This window comes from Ketobacter sp. GenoA1 (assembly GCF_003671475.1).
Classification (GTDB): domain Bacteria; phylum Pseudomonadota; class Gammaproteobacteria; order Pseudomonadales; family Ketobacteraceae; genus Ketobacter.
This window is the reverse complement of sequence record NZ_RCHM01000032.1, coordinates 47984-62988: the sequence shown is the minus strand read 5'-3', so window position 1 is coordinate 62988 and position 15005 is coordinate 47984. Positions and strand designations below refer to the sequence as shown.

The 15005-nt window shown below is 55.8% G+C and carries 14 protein-coding genes and 1 pseudogene; 2 read left to right on the top strand and 13 right to left on the bottom strand.

From position 1 onward, the window contains the following. Positions 1 to 4 precede the first annotated feature (4 nt). The gene (gene glnG / locus D9N13_RS13145; RefSeq protein WP_290591328.1) at positions 5 to 1441 is read left to right on the top strand and encodes a nitrogen regulation protein NR(I); all 1437 of its coding nucleotides are present in this window, start codon (positions 5 to 7) and stop codon (positions 1439 to 1441) included. Positions 1442 to 1452: 11 nt separating this feature from the next. Here glnG and D9N13_RS13140 read toward each other — a convergent pair whose 3' ends face one another. The 4 genes from D9N13_RS13140 to D9N13_RS13125 all read right to left on the bottom strand — a co-directional run bounded on the left by D9N13_RS13140 (position 1453) and on the right by D9N13_RS13125 (position 5908). Then, complete coding sequence (locus D9N13_RS13140) at positions 1453 to 2685, bottom strand: response regulator transcription factor (protein ID WP_290590791.1); 1233 nt, start codon at positions 2683 to 2685, stop codon at positions 1453 to 1455. A 125-nt stretch (positions 2686 to 2810) separates the two neighbouring features. Continuing rightward, entirely contained in the window at positions 2811 to 3434 is a 624-nt protein-coding gene (locus D9N13_RS13135; protein ID WP_290594788.1) for an NUDIX hydrolase, read from the bottom strand. Further along, positions 3434 to 4177: an SDR family NAD(P)-dependent oxidoreductase gene (locus D9N13_RS13130; RefSeq protein ID WP_290590786.1), complete on the bottom strand. Its 744-nt coding sequence runs from the start codon at positions 4175 to 4177 to the stop codon at positions 3434 to 3436. Before D9N13_RS13130 ends, D9N13_RS13135 begins: the two co-directional genes overlap by 1 nt. A gap of 111 nt (positions 4178 to 4288) precedes the next feature. After that, the gene (locus D9N13_RS13125) at positions 4289 to 5908 is read right to left on the bottom strand and encodes a Na/Pi cotransporter family protein (RefSeq protein ID WP_290590783.1); all 1620 of its coding nucleotides are present in this window, start codon (positions 5906 to 5908) and stop codon (positions 4289 to 4291) included. 208 nt (positions 5909 to 6116) lie between these two features. Here D9N13_RS13125 and D9N13_RS13120 point away from each other — a divergent pair, with 208 nt between their 5' ends. After that, on the top strand, positions 6117 to 6656 hold the full coding sequence (locus D9N13_RS13120) for a porin family protein (RefSeq protein WP_290590780.1): 540 nt from the start codon (positions 6117 to 6119) through the stop codon (positions 6654 to 6656). A 9-nt stretch (positions 6657 to 6665) separates the two neighbouring features. Here D9N13_RS13120 and D9N13_RS13115 read toward each other — a convergent pair whose 3' ends face one another. The 9 genes and pseudogenes from D9N13_RS13115 to D9N13_RS13080 all read right to left on the bottom strand — a co-directional run bounded on the left by D9N13_RS13115 (position 6666) and on the right by D9N13_RS13080 (position 15000). Then, complete coding sequence (locus tag D9N13_RS13115; protein ID WP_290590777.1) at positions 6666 to 10424, bottom strand: DUF6701 domain-containing protein; 3759 nt, start codon at positions 10422 to 10424, stop codon at positions 6666 to 6668. Next, positions 10411 to 10815, bottom strand: a complete 405-nt coding sequence (locus D9N13_RS13110; protein WP_290590774.1) for a hypothetical protein — start codon at positions 10813 to 10815, stop codon at positions 10411 to 10413. Before D9N13_RS13110 ends, D9N13_RS13115 begins: the two co-directional genes overlap by 14 nt. Further along, positions 10812 to 11681, bottom strand: a complete 870-nt coding sequence (locus tag D9N13_RS13105; protein ID WP_290590771.1) for a prepilin-type N-terminal cleavage/methylation domain-containing protein — start codon at positions 11679 to 11681, stop codon at positions 10812 to 10814. Before D9N13_RS13105 ends, D9N13_RS13110 begins: the two co-directional genes overlap by 4 nt. Beyond that, positions 11656 to 12177 (bottom strand): hypothetical protein, encoded by a 522-nt coding sequence (locus tag D9N13_RS13100; RefSeq protein WP_290590769.1) that lies wholly within the window; start codon positions 12175 to 12177, stop codon positions 11656 to 11658. The genes D9N13_RS13105 and D9N13_RS13100 overlap by 26 nt, the downstream gene beginning before the upstream one ends. Further along, a complete protein-coding gene (locus D9N13_RS13095; protein ID WP_290590766.1) occupies positions 12167 to 12574 on the bottom strand; it encodes a GspH/FimT family pseudopilin in 408 nt (135 codons plus the stop codon). The genes D9N13_RS13100 and D9N13_RS13095 overlap by 11 nt, the downstream gene beginning before the upstream one ends. Beyond that, a pseudogene (locus D9N13_RS24335) lies at positions 12575 to 12652 on the bottom strand (prepilin-type N-terminal cleavage/methylation domain-containing protein); the annotation flags it as partial. Positions 12653 to 12663: 11 nt separating this feature from the next. Then, a complete protein-coding gene (locus tag D9N13_RS13090) occupies positions 12664 to 13107 on the bottom strand; it encodes a type II secretion system protein (protein WP_290590763.1) in 444 nt (147 codons plus the stop codon). A gap of 24 nt (positions 13108 to 13131) precedes the next feature. After that, positions 13132 to 13650, bottom strand: coding sequence for a Tfp pilus assembly protein FimT/FimU (locus D9N13_RS13085; protein ID WP_290590761.1), 519 nt, complete (start codon positions 13648 to 13650; stop codon positions 13132 to 13134). Between the two features lie 129 nt (positions 13651 to 13779). After that, positions 13780 to 15000, bottom strand: a complete 1221-nt coding sequence (locus D9N13_RS13080) for a type II secretion system F family protein (protein ID WP_290590758.1) — start codon at positions 14998 to 15000, stop codon at positions 13780 to 13782. Between the last annotated feature and the right edge of the window lie 5 nt (positions 15001 to 15005).

Here is a 15005-nt window from a genome sequence, read left to right as displayed (position 1 = left end):
AATCATGCAGGGTGATGAAAACGTCTGGATTATTGATGATGATAAATCCATTCGCTGGGTACTGGAAAAAGCCTTGTCACAGGAAGGCATTCACACATCAACGTTCGAGTCCGGCGACTCGGCCATGAACAAACTGCGCAACACGCAGCCGGATGTGATTATTACGGATGTGCGCATGCCGGGTACCGACGGTTTGGGGTTGCTGGCTCATATTCAGGATAACTTTCCGAATCTGCCGGTGATCATCATGACCGCCCACTCCGATCTGGACAGCGCGGTGCAATCCTACCAGGGCGGTGCCTTTGAATACCTGCCCAAACCCTTCGACCTGGACGATGCCGTCTCCCTGGTGAAACGGGCCGTGACCCACAGCCAGGAGCAACAGGCAACCGGTGGGGAACCGGTGATCAACAACAACACCGACATCATCGGTGAAGCACCGGCCATGCAGGAAGTGTTTCGCGCCATCGGCCGTTTATCCCACTCCAATATTACCGTGCTGATCAACGGTGAATCCGGAACCGGTAAAGAACTGGTGGCCGGTGCGCTGCATCGCCACAGCCCCCGCTCCGACAAACCCTTTATCGCCCTCAACATGGCGGCCATTCCCAAGGATCTGATTGAATCGGAGCTGTTCGGGCATGAGAAAGGCGCCTTTACCGGGGCGGCGGCCCAACGCCAGGGCCGCTTTGAGCAGGCCAACGGCGGCACCCTGTTTCTGGATGAAATCGGCGATATGCCACTGGATGCGCAAACCCGTTTGCTGCGGGTGCTGGCGGACGGCACCTTCTACCGTGTGGGCGGACACACCGCAGTAAAGGTGGATGTGCGTATCATTGCCGCAACACACCAGAATCTGGAAACACTGGTTAAAGACGGTAAATTCCGCGAGGATTTGTTCCACCGCCTGAACGTCATCCGCGTTCACCTGCCCAAACTCAATGAGCGGCGCGAGGACATTCCACAACTGGCCGGGCATTTCCTGCAGAAAGCCGCCAAAGAACTGAACGTGGAAACCAAGGTATTACTGCCCGAAACCGAAGAATACATGATGACGCTGGACTGGAAAGGTAACGTGCGTCAGTTGGAGAACACCTGCCGCTGGTTAACAGTCATGGCGTCCGGCCGCGAAGTACTGATCAGTGATCTGCCGCCGGAGCTGCAGGAATCCCACGGCTCACAGGATGCCTCATCCAACTGGGAGCAGGGCCTGCGTGCCTGGGCCGATCAGGCGCTGGCCCGGGGTCAGCGGGGGCTGCTGGACAAAGCGGTACCGGCCTTTGAGCGTATCATGATTGAAACGGCCTTGAAGCATACCGCCGGACGGCGCCGGGATGCGGCCGAATTGCTGGGCTGGGGGCGCAACACCCTGACCCGGAAGATCAAAGAGTTGGGAATGAACGGCAACAATTCCGACGACGATGACGACAGCGACGAATAATCAGAGCCGCTTCAGAACAATTCAACATCACCGGTAATATCCTGATCCTGAGACGCCCCACCTGCGTGGGGCGAGCAGGGCGCCGGTTGCTCTATCACGCCTTTCAACAGCGCCTGTTGCCGCTCCGATAAATGCTCCAACAACCGACACACCGTTTGAAATGAAGCCCGCGCGCTCTCGCCGCTTTCAATTATGCCGTGGGTGGTTTGCAAGGCGCCGTCCAGGGTGGTAATCAAGTATTTTTCCTGATCATCCTCCAACCCCAACCGGGGAATCCGGTCATCCAGTTCTTCGATGGTCTGACGCAGCAACAACAGCACCTCGCTCTGAGTGCTCTGCAGGTTACTGCCCACCTGCACCAATGTTTCCCGCACAACACCGAAGGAATGGGTCAGGTTGCGGGTCTGCTCCACCAGCGCCCACTCCGTATCCAGCGCCTTGATCTTGGCATCCGTGGAACCCAGCATGGTGGGTAAAAAATCCTTGTAACGCCCATAGGCTTCCTGATCTTCCAACGGCATGTTTTTTACCAGCAACGCCACCCGTGAATAGTTGATCTGGGTGCGACAGCCAAAATCATTGAAGCGTTTACCGGCATCATACAGCGTTGCCATCACTTCCTGCTCCAACGGTGAGACCGTACCCCTGGCGCTGAAAAACTGTCGGTTGAGGCGGGTTTGAAACATCAGGCTGCAGTTCAGGCCCAACTGATTGGTCACATCAAAAAAGCGCCGGGCGATGGTATCAAAGTCCGCTGCATTGTAGGTGGCTTCGATAAACTGGATAGCCAGGCCCAATTCACTGGAACCGCGCATGGCCACAAACGCCGTGGCAGAGGCACTTTGTGCACGCAGATCCAGTGCCTCACGATCACGCTTGAACTGACCCAGCAATCTGAGTTTGGCCAGCAGCTCATCGGTTGCAAAGGGTTTGACGATGTAATCCGTTGCCCCCATCTCGTAGCCCAGCATGCGCTCGCGCAAACTGCTGTGGCTGGATAGAAACAACACGGGTTTATCCTGGGTAGCGGGGTTCTGCTTTAGGCGATCACAGACTTCGTATCCATTCAGCCCCGGCATTTCCACATCCAGCAAAACAAAATCCGGGTTTTCCGACTGGACTTTTTCTATTCCATCCAGGCCGTTTTCTGCGGTAACGGTTTCATACTCTTCCGACAAGGCACGGCAAATGACATTACGCACCGTCCGATCATCATCCACCACCAATACTTTTACTGCACCCACGTCAGCCTCGCCATCGATCCCTGACCATCTCATAAGTGTAGATAAGATGGCCGTGCTCACAATGGGCAATTGGATATATAGAAATCATCTCTAAGAATAAAAACAAGGCACCGCCGCTAACCCGGTTAGTCAAACCAAGTCTGTGGATGCGCAGCGGATGCCGCCACAAAGGCGGCCTGTATGTCTTCTTCAAGGTTTTTACCCAACGACAACGGCGGCAGGTCATCCGGTGCAAAAAAATCCGCCTGATGGGTTTCCAGGCCCGCTGCAGGCTTGCTCTTGCCATCGCATTCGCAGATAAAGTGCAGCTTATAAAAATCCCGCGCATCGGCCGGATACCCGCCACTGGCTTTATGGCGTAACGCATACAAGTGCTTTGCCGTTACCGTAAGGCAGGCTTCTTCCTGCACTTCCTTTTCCACATTGCGCGCTGCCGATAAACCAACGTCAGCATAGCCTCCGGGCATGGCCCAGCGCCCGTCTTCCTTTTCCTGTACCAATAAAATCCGGCCCCCTCGTATCACCGCACCCCGCACTTCCACCTTGGGCGTTACATAACCCGTCTCCCCGGTGGCAAACAAACCCCGCACCTGTTCAAGAGGCACCGCACCCAACTGCGCCAGCATGCACTGGGCAATGGATTCTATTTCCTGATAGCGCTCGCGATCAAAATCACAACCGGTAAACTGCTGACCGGTTTGGGCCAGAGCCTGCAAGCGTTTTGCCATTGACAGCCAGTGGGATTCCATCAAAAAGCCTTTTCGATAATGCTGTCCGGCACCATCGGCATGACCCGCCCCAACACCGACCAGGGCAGCGCCGGTACGATGATGTTGGCTTTACCTTTCACAATACCGTCAACGATATCTTTCGCGGCTTTTTCGGCACTGATCACAAAAGGATACTTTTCCATGTTGGGGGCAATGTCGGTTTTGACAAATCCGGGGTGTACCGCCACCACGCTGATGCCGTGTTTCTTGAGTTCAATCCGAGTGGTATCCAGGTAACTGCTGAAGCCGGCTTTTGATGCGGAATAGGCCGCGCTGCCGGGAATACCCTTAAACGCCGACACCGAGGAAATCCCCACTGCCGTACCCTTGCCCTGCTGCCGAAAAATCCGCGCAGCACCGTCAATGGTGGCCATACCGCCTACCAGGTTAATCTGGATAATACGTTGATCCTTGGCGAAATCCCCGGCGCCGGTTTTATTGACGCCGGTAATACCTGCATTGGCAACCACACAATCCAGTTGCCCCAGCTGCGCCTGCGCTTGTTCCAGCACCGGCAATATGCTGTCGGTGTCGGCCACATCAAGGGCGATGCAGTGCACCTTGACCTGAGGGTACTGCCGCTGGATATCGGCCGCAATTTCTTCCAACACCTCCTGGCGCCGGGCCAGCAACGCCAGATGGATACTGCGCCGGGCAAACTCATAGGCAAGCGCTTTTCCAATACCGGAAGAAGCACCAGTTATCGCCACTGTCTGGATCATTCGAATCACCTTTCCTTTCATATTCCGGTAACTGCTGACACAACCTGGTAACAGTTGCAATCAACAAGTGCGGGTTACGTTAACAGATGCGGGGCCACCGGTCACCCACTCTCAAGAGGCGTCACTGGCCGGGTTGCGGATGATCTCCGGCTCATGCATGAGGTCGTCTATTTCGTCTGCGCGCTTCAGCACCTTCATCATCTGCTGGGCAATGCGGCGGTGCCAGGCAACCCATTGCGTCGCCTGACTCACATCGTGACTGAATACCTCGTGGCTGCGCAGACGTGAAAACACTTCCCGGTTGACGCGTTCGGCATCCAGCAGTACTGCATCCAGTTTCTCACTGATCCGTTCTCTGGGTTCCTCACCGGCCACGGCCTGGATAAAACGGCGAAAACTCGCCTCAAACGGCAACAGGATCGCTTCAAAGGCTGAATCCTTGGGCCTGGCATCGGACTTCAGTGTAAGTTGGTACCACTGCAGGGCATTGGCGAGGCTCTGACTGCATTTAATGATTTTACTGAAGGCATCCGCGTTCACATGGGCCATGGGTTGACGCAAGGTGGCCACTACGTAGCCATCAAATTTCTCCAGCAATTCAAACAGGGTTTGAATCTGTTCATGGGTATCCGGGCCGTTTTCTTCACGCACAATGATCGACGCCACCAATTGCGCCAGATTATCCAACTCCTTACTGATGGATTGCAGGGCCAGAGGCGGCATCTGCACGATATTTTTATCCAGAAAACGCAAGCGCAGATGGGCGCTTTCGCGCTTGCCGAAGCGCCGCGATAAAAAGCGTGTGACCCGGGGTTCCAGCGGGATCATGATCATCACCCCCGCCAGATTAAACAGTGAATGATAGATGGCAAGCCAGAACGCAGCGTTGCCGCCCATCAACTGCCGGTTATAGGCCTCTGTAAACAAACCCGAGACCAGGGGCAACAACAGCAAGGCGGCAAACCCGGCCGTGATATTAAACGCCACATGAGCCCAGGCCACCCGCTTGGCATTGGCGGTGGCCCCCAGGGTCGCCAGCAACGCAGTAGAGGTGGTGCCCACGTTCGCGCCGATCACGGCGGCAGCCCCCAGGGAAAGCGGAATGAGCCCGCCGTTGACCAGGGTCAGTATCATCGCCATGGAGGCGCTGGAGGACTGCATGATCACCGTCAGCAGGAAGCCCAACGCCAGCAGCAGTAAGACATGCGGTACATCAAAGGCGCCCTCGTCCAGAAACAGCAGCTGATCCTGATAGGCGGACATACTGCCCTGGAGGAAGTCCAATCCCACGAACAACAGACCAAAACCGGTAAGCGCACTGCCCAGGGCCCGCCAGCGGGCACCACGCCCCAGCACCTGCAGGAACGCTCCCACCCCCACCATCGGCAGGGCAAACAGCTGTACCTGCACTTTGAAACCTATCAGGGCCACGATCCAGGCGGTCATGGTGGTGCCCACATTGCTGCCGAACACCACCCACACCGCCTGCCCCATGGACAGCAGGCGGGCATTGACGAACCCAATGGTGGCCACGGTGACCACGCTGGAACTCTGTACCAGCGCCGTCAATAAAAAGCCGGAAAAAAAACCGCGCCGTTTGGTGTTGGTGCTGCGATGCAGATACAGATCCAGTTTATCCCCGGCGGACTGCTTCAGACCATCGGTCAGCAACATCATACCGATCAAAAATAATCCAATCCCACCCAGCACCGTGCCCAAGGCAATCAACATACACACCCCTGTTCAATGACTCCGTTGATAATGCTAAGCGCTATTCTAAACACTTTTGCCGCCTCCTATTATTAACCTTGGTCAACCGGGTGCCGGGCAACCTCCATTTTCAAAGGCCTGATTCAGCTCACATTCAGTTAAGCCCACCTATGGTATAAACGCGTTCATAACAGGCCTTGGACCTGTTTATTACAACGGAGAGACCAATATGAAATCAGTAATAACCCATTCCGCCTTTGTACTCACCTTGCTGGCCGCAGGTTCTGCGATGGCTGCCGATCCTTACGCCGGGGGCAGTATTGTCTTCCTGGATGCCGATGCAACCGACGTAAGAGGTGCCGATGCCTCCCTCACGGGGGTTACCGGGCGCCTGGGGGCCATGGCCAATGACAACATCGGTGGCGAAGTCAGGGTCACCCTTGGGGTTGGCGACGACTCAGTGGGGTCCGGGGTCTTTGAAACCGATGTGGAACTCAACAGCATGATCGGCGGCTACCTGCGGGCGGGCATCCCGGCCGGGCCCAGCTTTTATCCCTACGCCATTCTGGGTTTTACCCGAGTGGAATTGGAATACTCCAATCCGAATTTTGGCAATGAGTCCGAAAGCGAAACAGATGTGTCTTATGGTTTTGGGGTGGACCTGAGCCTGGACCGCAACCTGAGCCTGAACGTGGAATACATGAACTATTACGATAAGGACAGTGACGAGATCAGTGGTTTTTCCATTGGCATCGCCTCCAAAATCTAACGTCATGGGCTAACGATAGGATTCCCTCATGAACAACAGCGGTCTGTCGTCGGACTGTTCACCGAAAACCGCGGTACCATAGGGGTTCTGTCGCAAACCATCGCCGTTAAAATCATAGCAGAGCCAGTGCTCACCGCATTCTTCACCGGGATCGTTGTCACTGGTATCTGCATCCAACAACCACCGCAGGGTCGCGCGGCCGGAATTGGGGTTATCGGCGCCATCATAACCCGGCGCGGTCAAACTGATCAGGGCATACCCCGGCGCCTGCGCAATTCCACCCACGCTGGTTTCCCCCGCATCCAGGTTACCGCTGTACTGCGCCAACTCAACATCGCTGGATAACACCAAGGTTCCCAGACAGGCATTGTTATCATCGGTGTTATTGATAAACGCCCCGGCGCTGTTCCAGTATTGCAGGCGCAGGGTCATGATCAAGGGCGTCTGCACCGAACCATAACGGTTATCAATCCAGCCCCGGCCGTAACGCAGCTCCACTCCACTGATATCCTCCAGCACGTACTCGCTGCAACTGCCCGCAGGCTGATAGCAAATACGGTCACCGTTGCTTTCGGTGACGGTTAAAGCCGCATCCGAAATCCGATAATCCAGTAACGGATTCCAGGGTACATCGCCGGCATCGGGCTGGTCATTCAACTTGGCGATGGTTAGCCCATGGGAAGTGGTGCTGTACAGACCGATCCCCGCTGCCCGGGAAAGCCAGCCGGCACCGCTGATGCTGACATCAAAACAGGCCCCATCAATACCACCGAAGCCATCCAGGCAGGCCGAACCTGCGGCCACACTGGCGGGGTCCAGCAACACTTCGTGGGTCAGTTGCGGCAGGCTCCAGAAATCCCCCTCATAGTTTTCGGTGGTCGCCCCCAGGGTGTTCACCGCGGTCACTGTGATGATGGGTTCCGCCACAAAGCCAAAAGCTTGCCCCTGATAGGTCATGTCGCAGCTCCAGGTGGCCGGGTCCGGGCCATTGCGCAATTGCGGCGTGTTGTCCGCCAGCAGAAACTGATCCGGGTAAAAACGCCCCACATTGTCTATCCTGCCGGTAACGTTGCGGCCCGAGTTCAAATAGCCACCGCTTTGCAAGCCGGCGTCCAGCTGAATGATCCCCACTTCATCAAAACGCACCGCCGTGGTGGCCACACCACTGCTGAAGGTGTTGGCCAGCGCCACGGTTGCACCGGCCAGACCATTGTCCACCCCACCCACAGGGGCCACCAGTTGCGAGGAAAGGATCACGTCTTCCCCTTCACTGCCGAAGCTGGGGGTAACGCCGTTGGCAGACAAATCCGCACCGGCATCGGCATAGCCATCCACCGGGCTGGTATCATCGTTGGCATCGTACAACACTGCCCGCACCTGTACATCAAACAGTTCTCCTGCCTTCACAAACCCGTCGCCGGCAAACGTGGTGGCCGCAGGGTTGGGCAGCGGCGTTGCATCCCCGGATTGCGCCGATAGATCAAACCCGAACGGCCGCACGGTGTAGTCGTTGGTGTTGGCGCTGATGACCACCGGCTGGTTATTAATATCCAGAACCAATCCGGAGCTGTCGTCCATCAGGTTCAATGCGTACTCCCCCACATCCGTGGTTACCAGGGTGGTGGTGGCTTCACCCTGGGTAAAGCCAAGGGTAAAATTATTGCTGCCCGGTTGGGCGTCCGGCAGTGTTACGTTGCCGCCGCTGCCGGATAAAGCCGGAGCAGCACCAGCGGAGAAATTCGCCCCGCGGCTGATCCAGGCCTTGAGGGCGATATCACCGTTGTATTCCGCAAACAGGCCGCACTCTGTGCCATCGGTTTCACGTTTCAACATCTGCACCAAAAAACCGTGATCACGGCCGGCAATCACATCATCACCCAGAGTATCGTTGGTGGAAATCACCAACGCGTTCTCACTGAACGTGATGGCGTTGGATACGCCGCTGGCGGTGCCGCCGTTTTCACTGGCCGTCACCGTTAAGGTATCCGCATGGGTATTGCTCAGTGACAACACCACCTGGCCGTTATCACCGGCTGCAAAGGTGTACTGGGCCGCGCCATCGTCGTTTGTGTCCGGATCCGGCGCCAGGCTGCCACTGGCACCCGGCGCGCTCCAGTTACCGTGATTGGTACTGGTGCTGAGATTGATGGTGCCGGTAAACCCGCTATAGGTGGAGCCATCATCCAACAGCGCCCGCAGCGTCACCTCGGTGGGCGCACAAACACTGGCGGTGCTGGCGACGGTGACTTCAAAGCCATCCAACACACTGGCACAGGGATTGGTGGCGTTCATGTCCGCAATCACATCCGTGGTAGTGATGGCGCGATCATACAGTTTGACTTCATCGATGATGCCCCGCCAGCGGCGCGAGGTGATGCCCTGATCCGCGCCGATTTCCATGGGATCACTATTGGTTACCAGGGTTTCTCCGGTGTAGGTGCGATTCGCCACTTCCACCCCATCCAGATAAATACTCTGCCGACTTTGCGAGTACACGATGCCGATGTGGTGCCAGTTACCCAGGGTAATGGTGGCGCTGCCGGAATCAAAAGAACGGGTGGTGTTACCGTTGCGGGTACTTTGCCACCACCAGTAAATCTGACCACTGGGATTGATATGAAACTCATAGTTTTCATCTTTCGAAAAAATCGAGCTGAGATCCCCCGGCGCATACTCATCCATACGAATCCAGGCCAAAATGGCCAGCTCACTGGTGAGATCCAGCAGCGGATTATCGTTCACCCGAATCAGGTTATTGCCATCAAACTCAGCGCCATTACACACCTGAGCCGGTACCGACGCAGGGTTGCCAATGCTGGTTCCATTCAAGCCGTTAAACGATGAATCAATCACCTCACCGGTGCTGCCATTCCAGGTAGGGCCTTCCAGTTTGTAGTGGGCTACCAGACCATCATCGCTGACGAAGGAATCCACGCAGGTATGAAAATTGGCATTGGGCACATCCACGAAGCTGCCGCCGGCGGGTGTTTGCCATTGTAAATGGGCGGTTTTGGTAGAGAACGCTTCCGGTTCTTTGAAGAACTCCATCAATACGGAATAGCGTTGTCCGGCAAGCAGCGGGATCACTGTACTGGTCTGCGTGCCATAGGTATCCACCCAGCGATTGATGATCTGATTGCTGTTGCCCACCTCACCCAACCAGACCCGGGAGCCGTCTTCGGATACGGCACGAAAGGTATAGTCACCGCTGATGTCCGGCTCGATCATGCCCTCCCAGCGGATGGAGAAGCCGTTAAACCAGGCCCCCGCCGGCCAAGTAAAAATGCCCCAGTCAAAATCAATGGCGCTGTCCACCCGTTGAAACTGAGCGTTGCCCGAGAGGGTATCGTTACCCCAATAGGAGGCCGCCAGACCATTTTGTTGCGTGGTAAAATAGAAACCATCGCTGGTGTTATTGAATACGGTATCCGTAATATCCTCGATCCCGCTGGCGGCAACGTTATAGGTGCGGCCAGCCGTCATGTCTGTGCCCAACACCAGTATCACCTGATAGCCTTCATCGGATAATACCGCACGGGAAATGGCTGGCGCCCCCCCGCTGTTTACCGTCAGTGTATAGTTCGTCACTGTTTCCGCGCTGGATTGCTTGAGCATGGCCTGCCCGCCCACCGAATCAAAGGTGAGCATAATCTGATTGTCAACGCCGCATACCGCATTGGCCTGTAAGACCCGTGCCACCGCACCCTGACACAGGGCAGCAAAACAGAACAACAGGGTAATAACAGCGCGGAGGCTATAGCTCAACATTCAACACCACCGTCAATTGCCGTGAAACAAAATCCAGATCAGAGGGTACACCGCCACTTTGCGCCTGCACATCAACCTGAAAAACCCTGGTGGTATTGCCTGCCTCGTTGTAATCCAGACTGCTGCAATTCACCACCACCTGAACGCCATTGATGGTGTACGTTCCCGCTGCCGGGGCACAGGTGTCGGTTGCATTGATGTGATAGGCCGCCCGTTCGACACCGGCTTTTGCTGCCCAGAAGGCACGGCTGGACTGCAATCGAATATCGGTAACCCCGGAAGCAACGTTCAACAATTGCGCCATGGCCCCCACCAGCAACGCCACAATCACAATCATAAAAATAATGGCCGGTAGCGCAATGCCCGAATGCTGTCTGGCGTTCCGCTTCATGACCGATTCTCTATGGTGATGGAACGAACCAGGGTGACACTCTCACCGGAGTCGGTCACCTGCAGGGAGATCGTGAGCATGCCGTAGGTGGCATCCAATGTGGTATAGCCGAACTGGCAAAGGGTGACGCCATCAATTAATAGCGCCGCACTGGAACCGGCAGGGGCCGAGGTGGGTTGGCTGGATTGAATAGGATAGCCGCCATAGCGGGTGATGCTGGTTCCATTGCACAGGTAACTGGCGGCGTTGTTCACCAGATAGAAACGCCCGGCGGCCGACCCCAATGCAAACTGAAAACCCGGCGCCAGCGTAATCTGGTTGCCGCTGATGGCCGGGATCACCCCACTTGGTGTGATTACATGGCTGCCCAAAGGCACCAGGGTTCCGCTACCCGAGCCAGCGTACAGATTGATGCCTGCGCTGCCCATGGCGGAGGTATTGCCCACCACCACTCTGGCATTGGCGGGCAGGGCGGGCATGGTGCCGGAATGCAATACGTCGAATTCTGTATCCAACGTGGAAAAATCCAGGGTAGCCACCTGCGCCGCTACCGGGTCTGCCAGGGAACTGTCCGGACGTTTACGATAACGGCCCCAATCCTGAACGGGCACCCATTCCAGCGCATTGCCGCCACTGACCCGGATGCTGTGTGGTACGGCGTTGCGCAAATCCCGCGCCATGACCTGTAATGCCATATCCGCTTTTGCCACCAGCTCCGCACGCCGGGCTGTGTCTACATACCCCAGCATCTGATTACCCACCATGGTGGTTACCAGCACCGACACCACCCCCATCAGCGAGATGGCGATCACCAGTTCCACCAAGGTGAAACCGCTATGCTCAACTACACGCGGGATCACTTTCATATTGGGTCCGATAACCAATGAGGCTGACGGTTTCATTCAACGGTGTGGTGATATTGACGGTGACTTTCAGGGCACAGTTGGACGGCACACTATCCAGATCCGAGGTGGTGGCCACACTCATGGCAACGCTGTAACCCGCCAGCCCGGCAACAGTAACCCCATTGGGCAGTGTAATACTGCTGCTGTTGTAATTGTTGTAATCGCACACGCGTACAAAGTCCTCCCGGTTACCGGTGGGGGCAGAGGCCGGACACACACTGCCATCTGGTGCCAGAAAAGGTTTCAGCAGCGCTTCTTCCAGGTAGGATTCCGCCAGTGAAATGGCCTGAGTTCGAATCATCGGATCGGCACTGCGCCCGGCAATGGAAGCATAGGCCGTCATCAGGCCGACAATCATAACGCCGGCAATGGCAATCGCCATTACCAGTTCGATCAGGGTGGTGCCCTGCTCGGTGCACCTTACCGCAACGGGGTAATCACGCAGATCAGTGCACATAGCCGGTTGCCCCTTCCACCGTAATCACAGTACCACCCACGGTGACCTGGGCTGCGGTACTCAGGACATTCAATGCGCTGTTCATGGCCCGGCCGCGACCATCAAACAATATAGGGTCCACTGTGGCTACATAACTGGAACCTGAAGGCAGTGGGGCACGCTCACTGAATCCCGTGGTGTAGTCGCCGGGATTGGTAACGGCGGTGGCGGCAAAACCATTGCTGCTGTTGCAATCGGAATCAACGCTGACCGTAAACCCGCTGCTGGTGAAATCCACCTGGGTGATGCAGCCGGAACCGGCGGCCTTGGCCCGGGCGTACTGCAACGCGGCGGACAGATCATCCAGGAAGGTGCGCTCCTCGTACACATCACTGGAAGCAAATCGGGGTCCGACCACAACAGCCAGGACCCCGATAATGGTAATTACGGTGATGAGTTCGATTAGGGTGAAGCCACTAGCCCGGCTACCATTCATATGAACCCAATTTAACAGCCGGTATCCACACCGGTGAACGTCGGTGGAGTGGTGGCAGCGGTGGCGGCGGTATAGATAATCGTGCAGTCTGTCACAAAAGTGATAGTGCCCGCCCCTGCAGCATAAACAGGTGTTATATCGCCCAGATCCACTGCGGTTCCAATCCCTCCAGCGGTAGCGGCGGGATAGCCGTAAGCCATCGCTACAGTCTGTCCTTCCAGAGTGACTGTTTCACCGGTTGCAGCAGACTGATCACAACCGGCATCTGCCAAGCAGGCCGCATGCGCAATTGCCGAGCCCGAGCGCAGACTACCCAACACACCACTTCGCGCCGCCGCCTGAGCATCACTACTCAAGTCCGCAAAGCGCGGCAGCGCGAACGCCGACAGAATACCCAGAATGACGATCACCATGATCAATTCAATTAAGGTGAAACCCGATTGTTGCTTCTTCATTACTCTACCTCTTGATAAAACTCACTAATTTATCGTTGTAATCACTTCGCCGGTTCTGGCGTTGTACACAATATTGCTGCCGGTATCGGTGCGGCGATACAGGTAGCGGCAATTCCCATTTACGGTATCCACCAGATAATCAGAGCTGGAAGCCACGCTGGCCGATACCGACGGCGCGTTGGCAACCAACACCCCACGCCAAATTCGTACGCAACGTTCCGCACTGTCCATTACGTCGCTGTTGTTGGAGCCGGAGCCCTGACCAACATCCGTAGGCCAACCTTCATTGCTGGTGGCCACATCATCATTGCCAAAGCCGTCCACTTCATCCACTGCCAGGGAACTGCCGTTCGCCACCCACTGACTGCGCACCAGCACCACCGCCGACGCCATTGCACCGCCCGCGCCGAATACCGCCGCCTCATGAGCGTTGTCGTAGGTATCCAACATCTTGGGCAGCGCAACCGCCGCCAGTATAGAAATAAGCGCGATTACCACCACCATTTCTATCATCGTAAAACCGTTGCTGTGTATGTTGCCCATCAGGTTTTCCGTTAAAACCCTTGTTTTCAAAACATTTGTCGAACGTGCTGCCTGTCTCATAAATATAGTCCAGATTTGCGCAACCATTAGCCGTTTAACGATTCTTTACAACCGCTAATCCGGCTTTTCTCACCGCTTCATTGCTGAGCCCAGCTCCCACATGGGCAAGAACACACCCAAGGCCAACACCAGCACCAAAATACCCAAAAAAACCAGAATGATAGGCTCAATGGCATCGGCCAATCCTTTCAGGTCGTAATCCACTTCCTCATCATAAAAATCCGCAACATCGTGTAACAGACGATCCAGCGAACCGGTTTCTTCTCCAATAGTGATCATCTGCACCACCAAATCCGAGAAAATTCCCGCCGCAGACGAGGTCCGCGCCAGGGAATCACCCCGTTCCACTCCACGCCGAATGGAATCAATATGAGAGGCGATATATTCATTACCTACAGTGGGGCCTACTATACTTAGGGCCTGCAATACCGGCACGCCGGATTCAAACGTCATGGCAAAGCTGCGGGCAAAGCGCGACAACGCGATCTTTTCAAAAATGCTGCCGATGATGGGTATTTTCATCTTGATTTCATCCCACCACAAGCGCCCCGACTCGGTATCGATATAGCGCACAAACCCAACGCTGCCGCCCACAATGGTACCGATCACCAACCACCAGTAATCCACCGTAAAATTCGATACCGTCACCAGTATCTGAGTGGGTACCGGCAGCTCTGCCCCCACCTTGGTGAACACCTTGGCAAACTGGGGAATCACAAACATATTCACAATCATCAGCGCAATGAACATGGCACTGACCACAAACATGGGATAACGCATGGCCTGCGTCATGCGGTTGCGGGTGTCCCGCTCCATTTCGATATGGGAAATCAGTTTGGAAAAAGCATCTTCCAGACGCCCCGTGTTTTCACCCACGTGAATCATGCTGACGAACATGGTGTTAAAAATGTTGCTGTGGGCACCCATGGCATTGGCCAGACTGGAACCGGTGGCCAGGCGCACATTGATATCCGATAGCGCCTCCTTGATGAGGTCCGATTTACTGATATCCGCCAAACCGGCAATGGCTTGAATGATGGGCACACCGGCCCGGGTCAGGGCCCGCATCTGACGGCACAGCATGATCAGATCGTCGTACTTTACTTTCTTGCGAAACGAAATATTGAGGTCGAGCAGACTGGCAGGCTTGGCCTCCAGTTCCCGAATGGCAACGGGCACAATGGATTGATTCTGCAACTGGATGGCCGCAGCCTGGGCATTGCTGGCCTCCAGCGTTCCGGATACTTCATTGCCCTGGGCAGTTCGCCCCCGATAGGAAAACGTCTGCATGGCGT

Excerpts from the sequence above, each read along its gene's own strand:
- D9N13_RS13105 (WP_290590771.1), bottom strand. The coding sequence starts at position 11,681 with ATGAAAGTGATCCCGCGTGTAGTTGAGCATAGCGGTTTCACCTTGGTG.
- D9N13_RS13090 (WP_290590763.1), bottom strand. The coding sequence starts at position 13,107 with ATGAAGAAGCAACAATCGGGTTTCACCTTAATTGAATTGATCATGGTG.
- D9N13_RS13110 (WP_290590774.1), bottom strand. The coding sequence starts at position 10,815 with ATGAAGCGGAACGCCAGACAGCATTCGGGCATTGCGCTACCGGCCATT.
- D9N13_RS13115 (WP_290590777.1), bottom strand. The coding sequence starts at position 10,424 with ATGTTGAGCTATAGCCTCCGCGCTGTTATTACCCTGTTGTTCTGTTTT.
- glnG (WP_290591328.1), top strand. The coding sequence starts at position 5 with ATGCAGGGTGATGAAAACGTCTGGATTATTGATGATGATAAATCCATT.
- D9N13_RS13125 (WP_290590783.1), bottom strand. The coding sequence starts at position 5,908 with ATGTTGATTGCCTTGGGCACGGTGCTGGGTGGGATTGGATTATTTTTG.
- D9N13_RS13130 (WP_290590786.1), bottom strand. The coding sequence starts at position 4,177 with ATGATCCAGACAGTGGCGATAACTGGTGCTTCTTCCGGTATTGGAAAA.
- D9N13_RS13085 (WP_290590761.1), bottom strand. The coding sequence starts at position 13,650 with ATGGGCAACATACACAGCAACGGTTTTACGATGATAGAAATGGTGGTG.
- D9N13_RS13100 (WP_290590769.1), bottom strand. The coding sequence starts at position 12,177 with ATGTGCACTGATCTGCGTGATTACCCCGTTGCGGTAAGGTGCACCGAG.
- D9N13_RS13120 (WP_290590780.1), top strand. The coding sequence starts at position 6,117 with ATGAAATCAGTAATAACCCATTCCGCCTTTGTACTCACCTTGCTGGCC.
- D9N13_RS13135 (WP_290594788.1), bottom strand. The coding sequence starts at position 3,434 with ATGGAATCCCACTGGCTGTCAATGGCAAAACGCTTGCAGGCTCTGGCC.
- D9N13_RS13080 (WP_290590758.1), bottom strand. The coding sequence starts at position 15,000 with ATGCAGACGTTTTCCTATCGGGGGCGAACTGCCCAGGGCAATGAAGTA.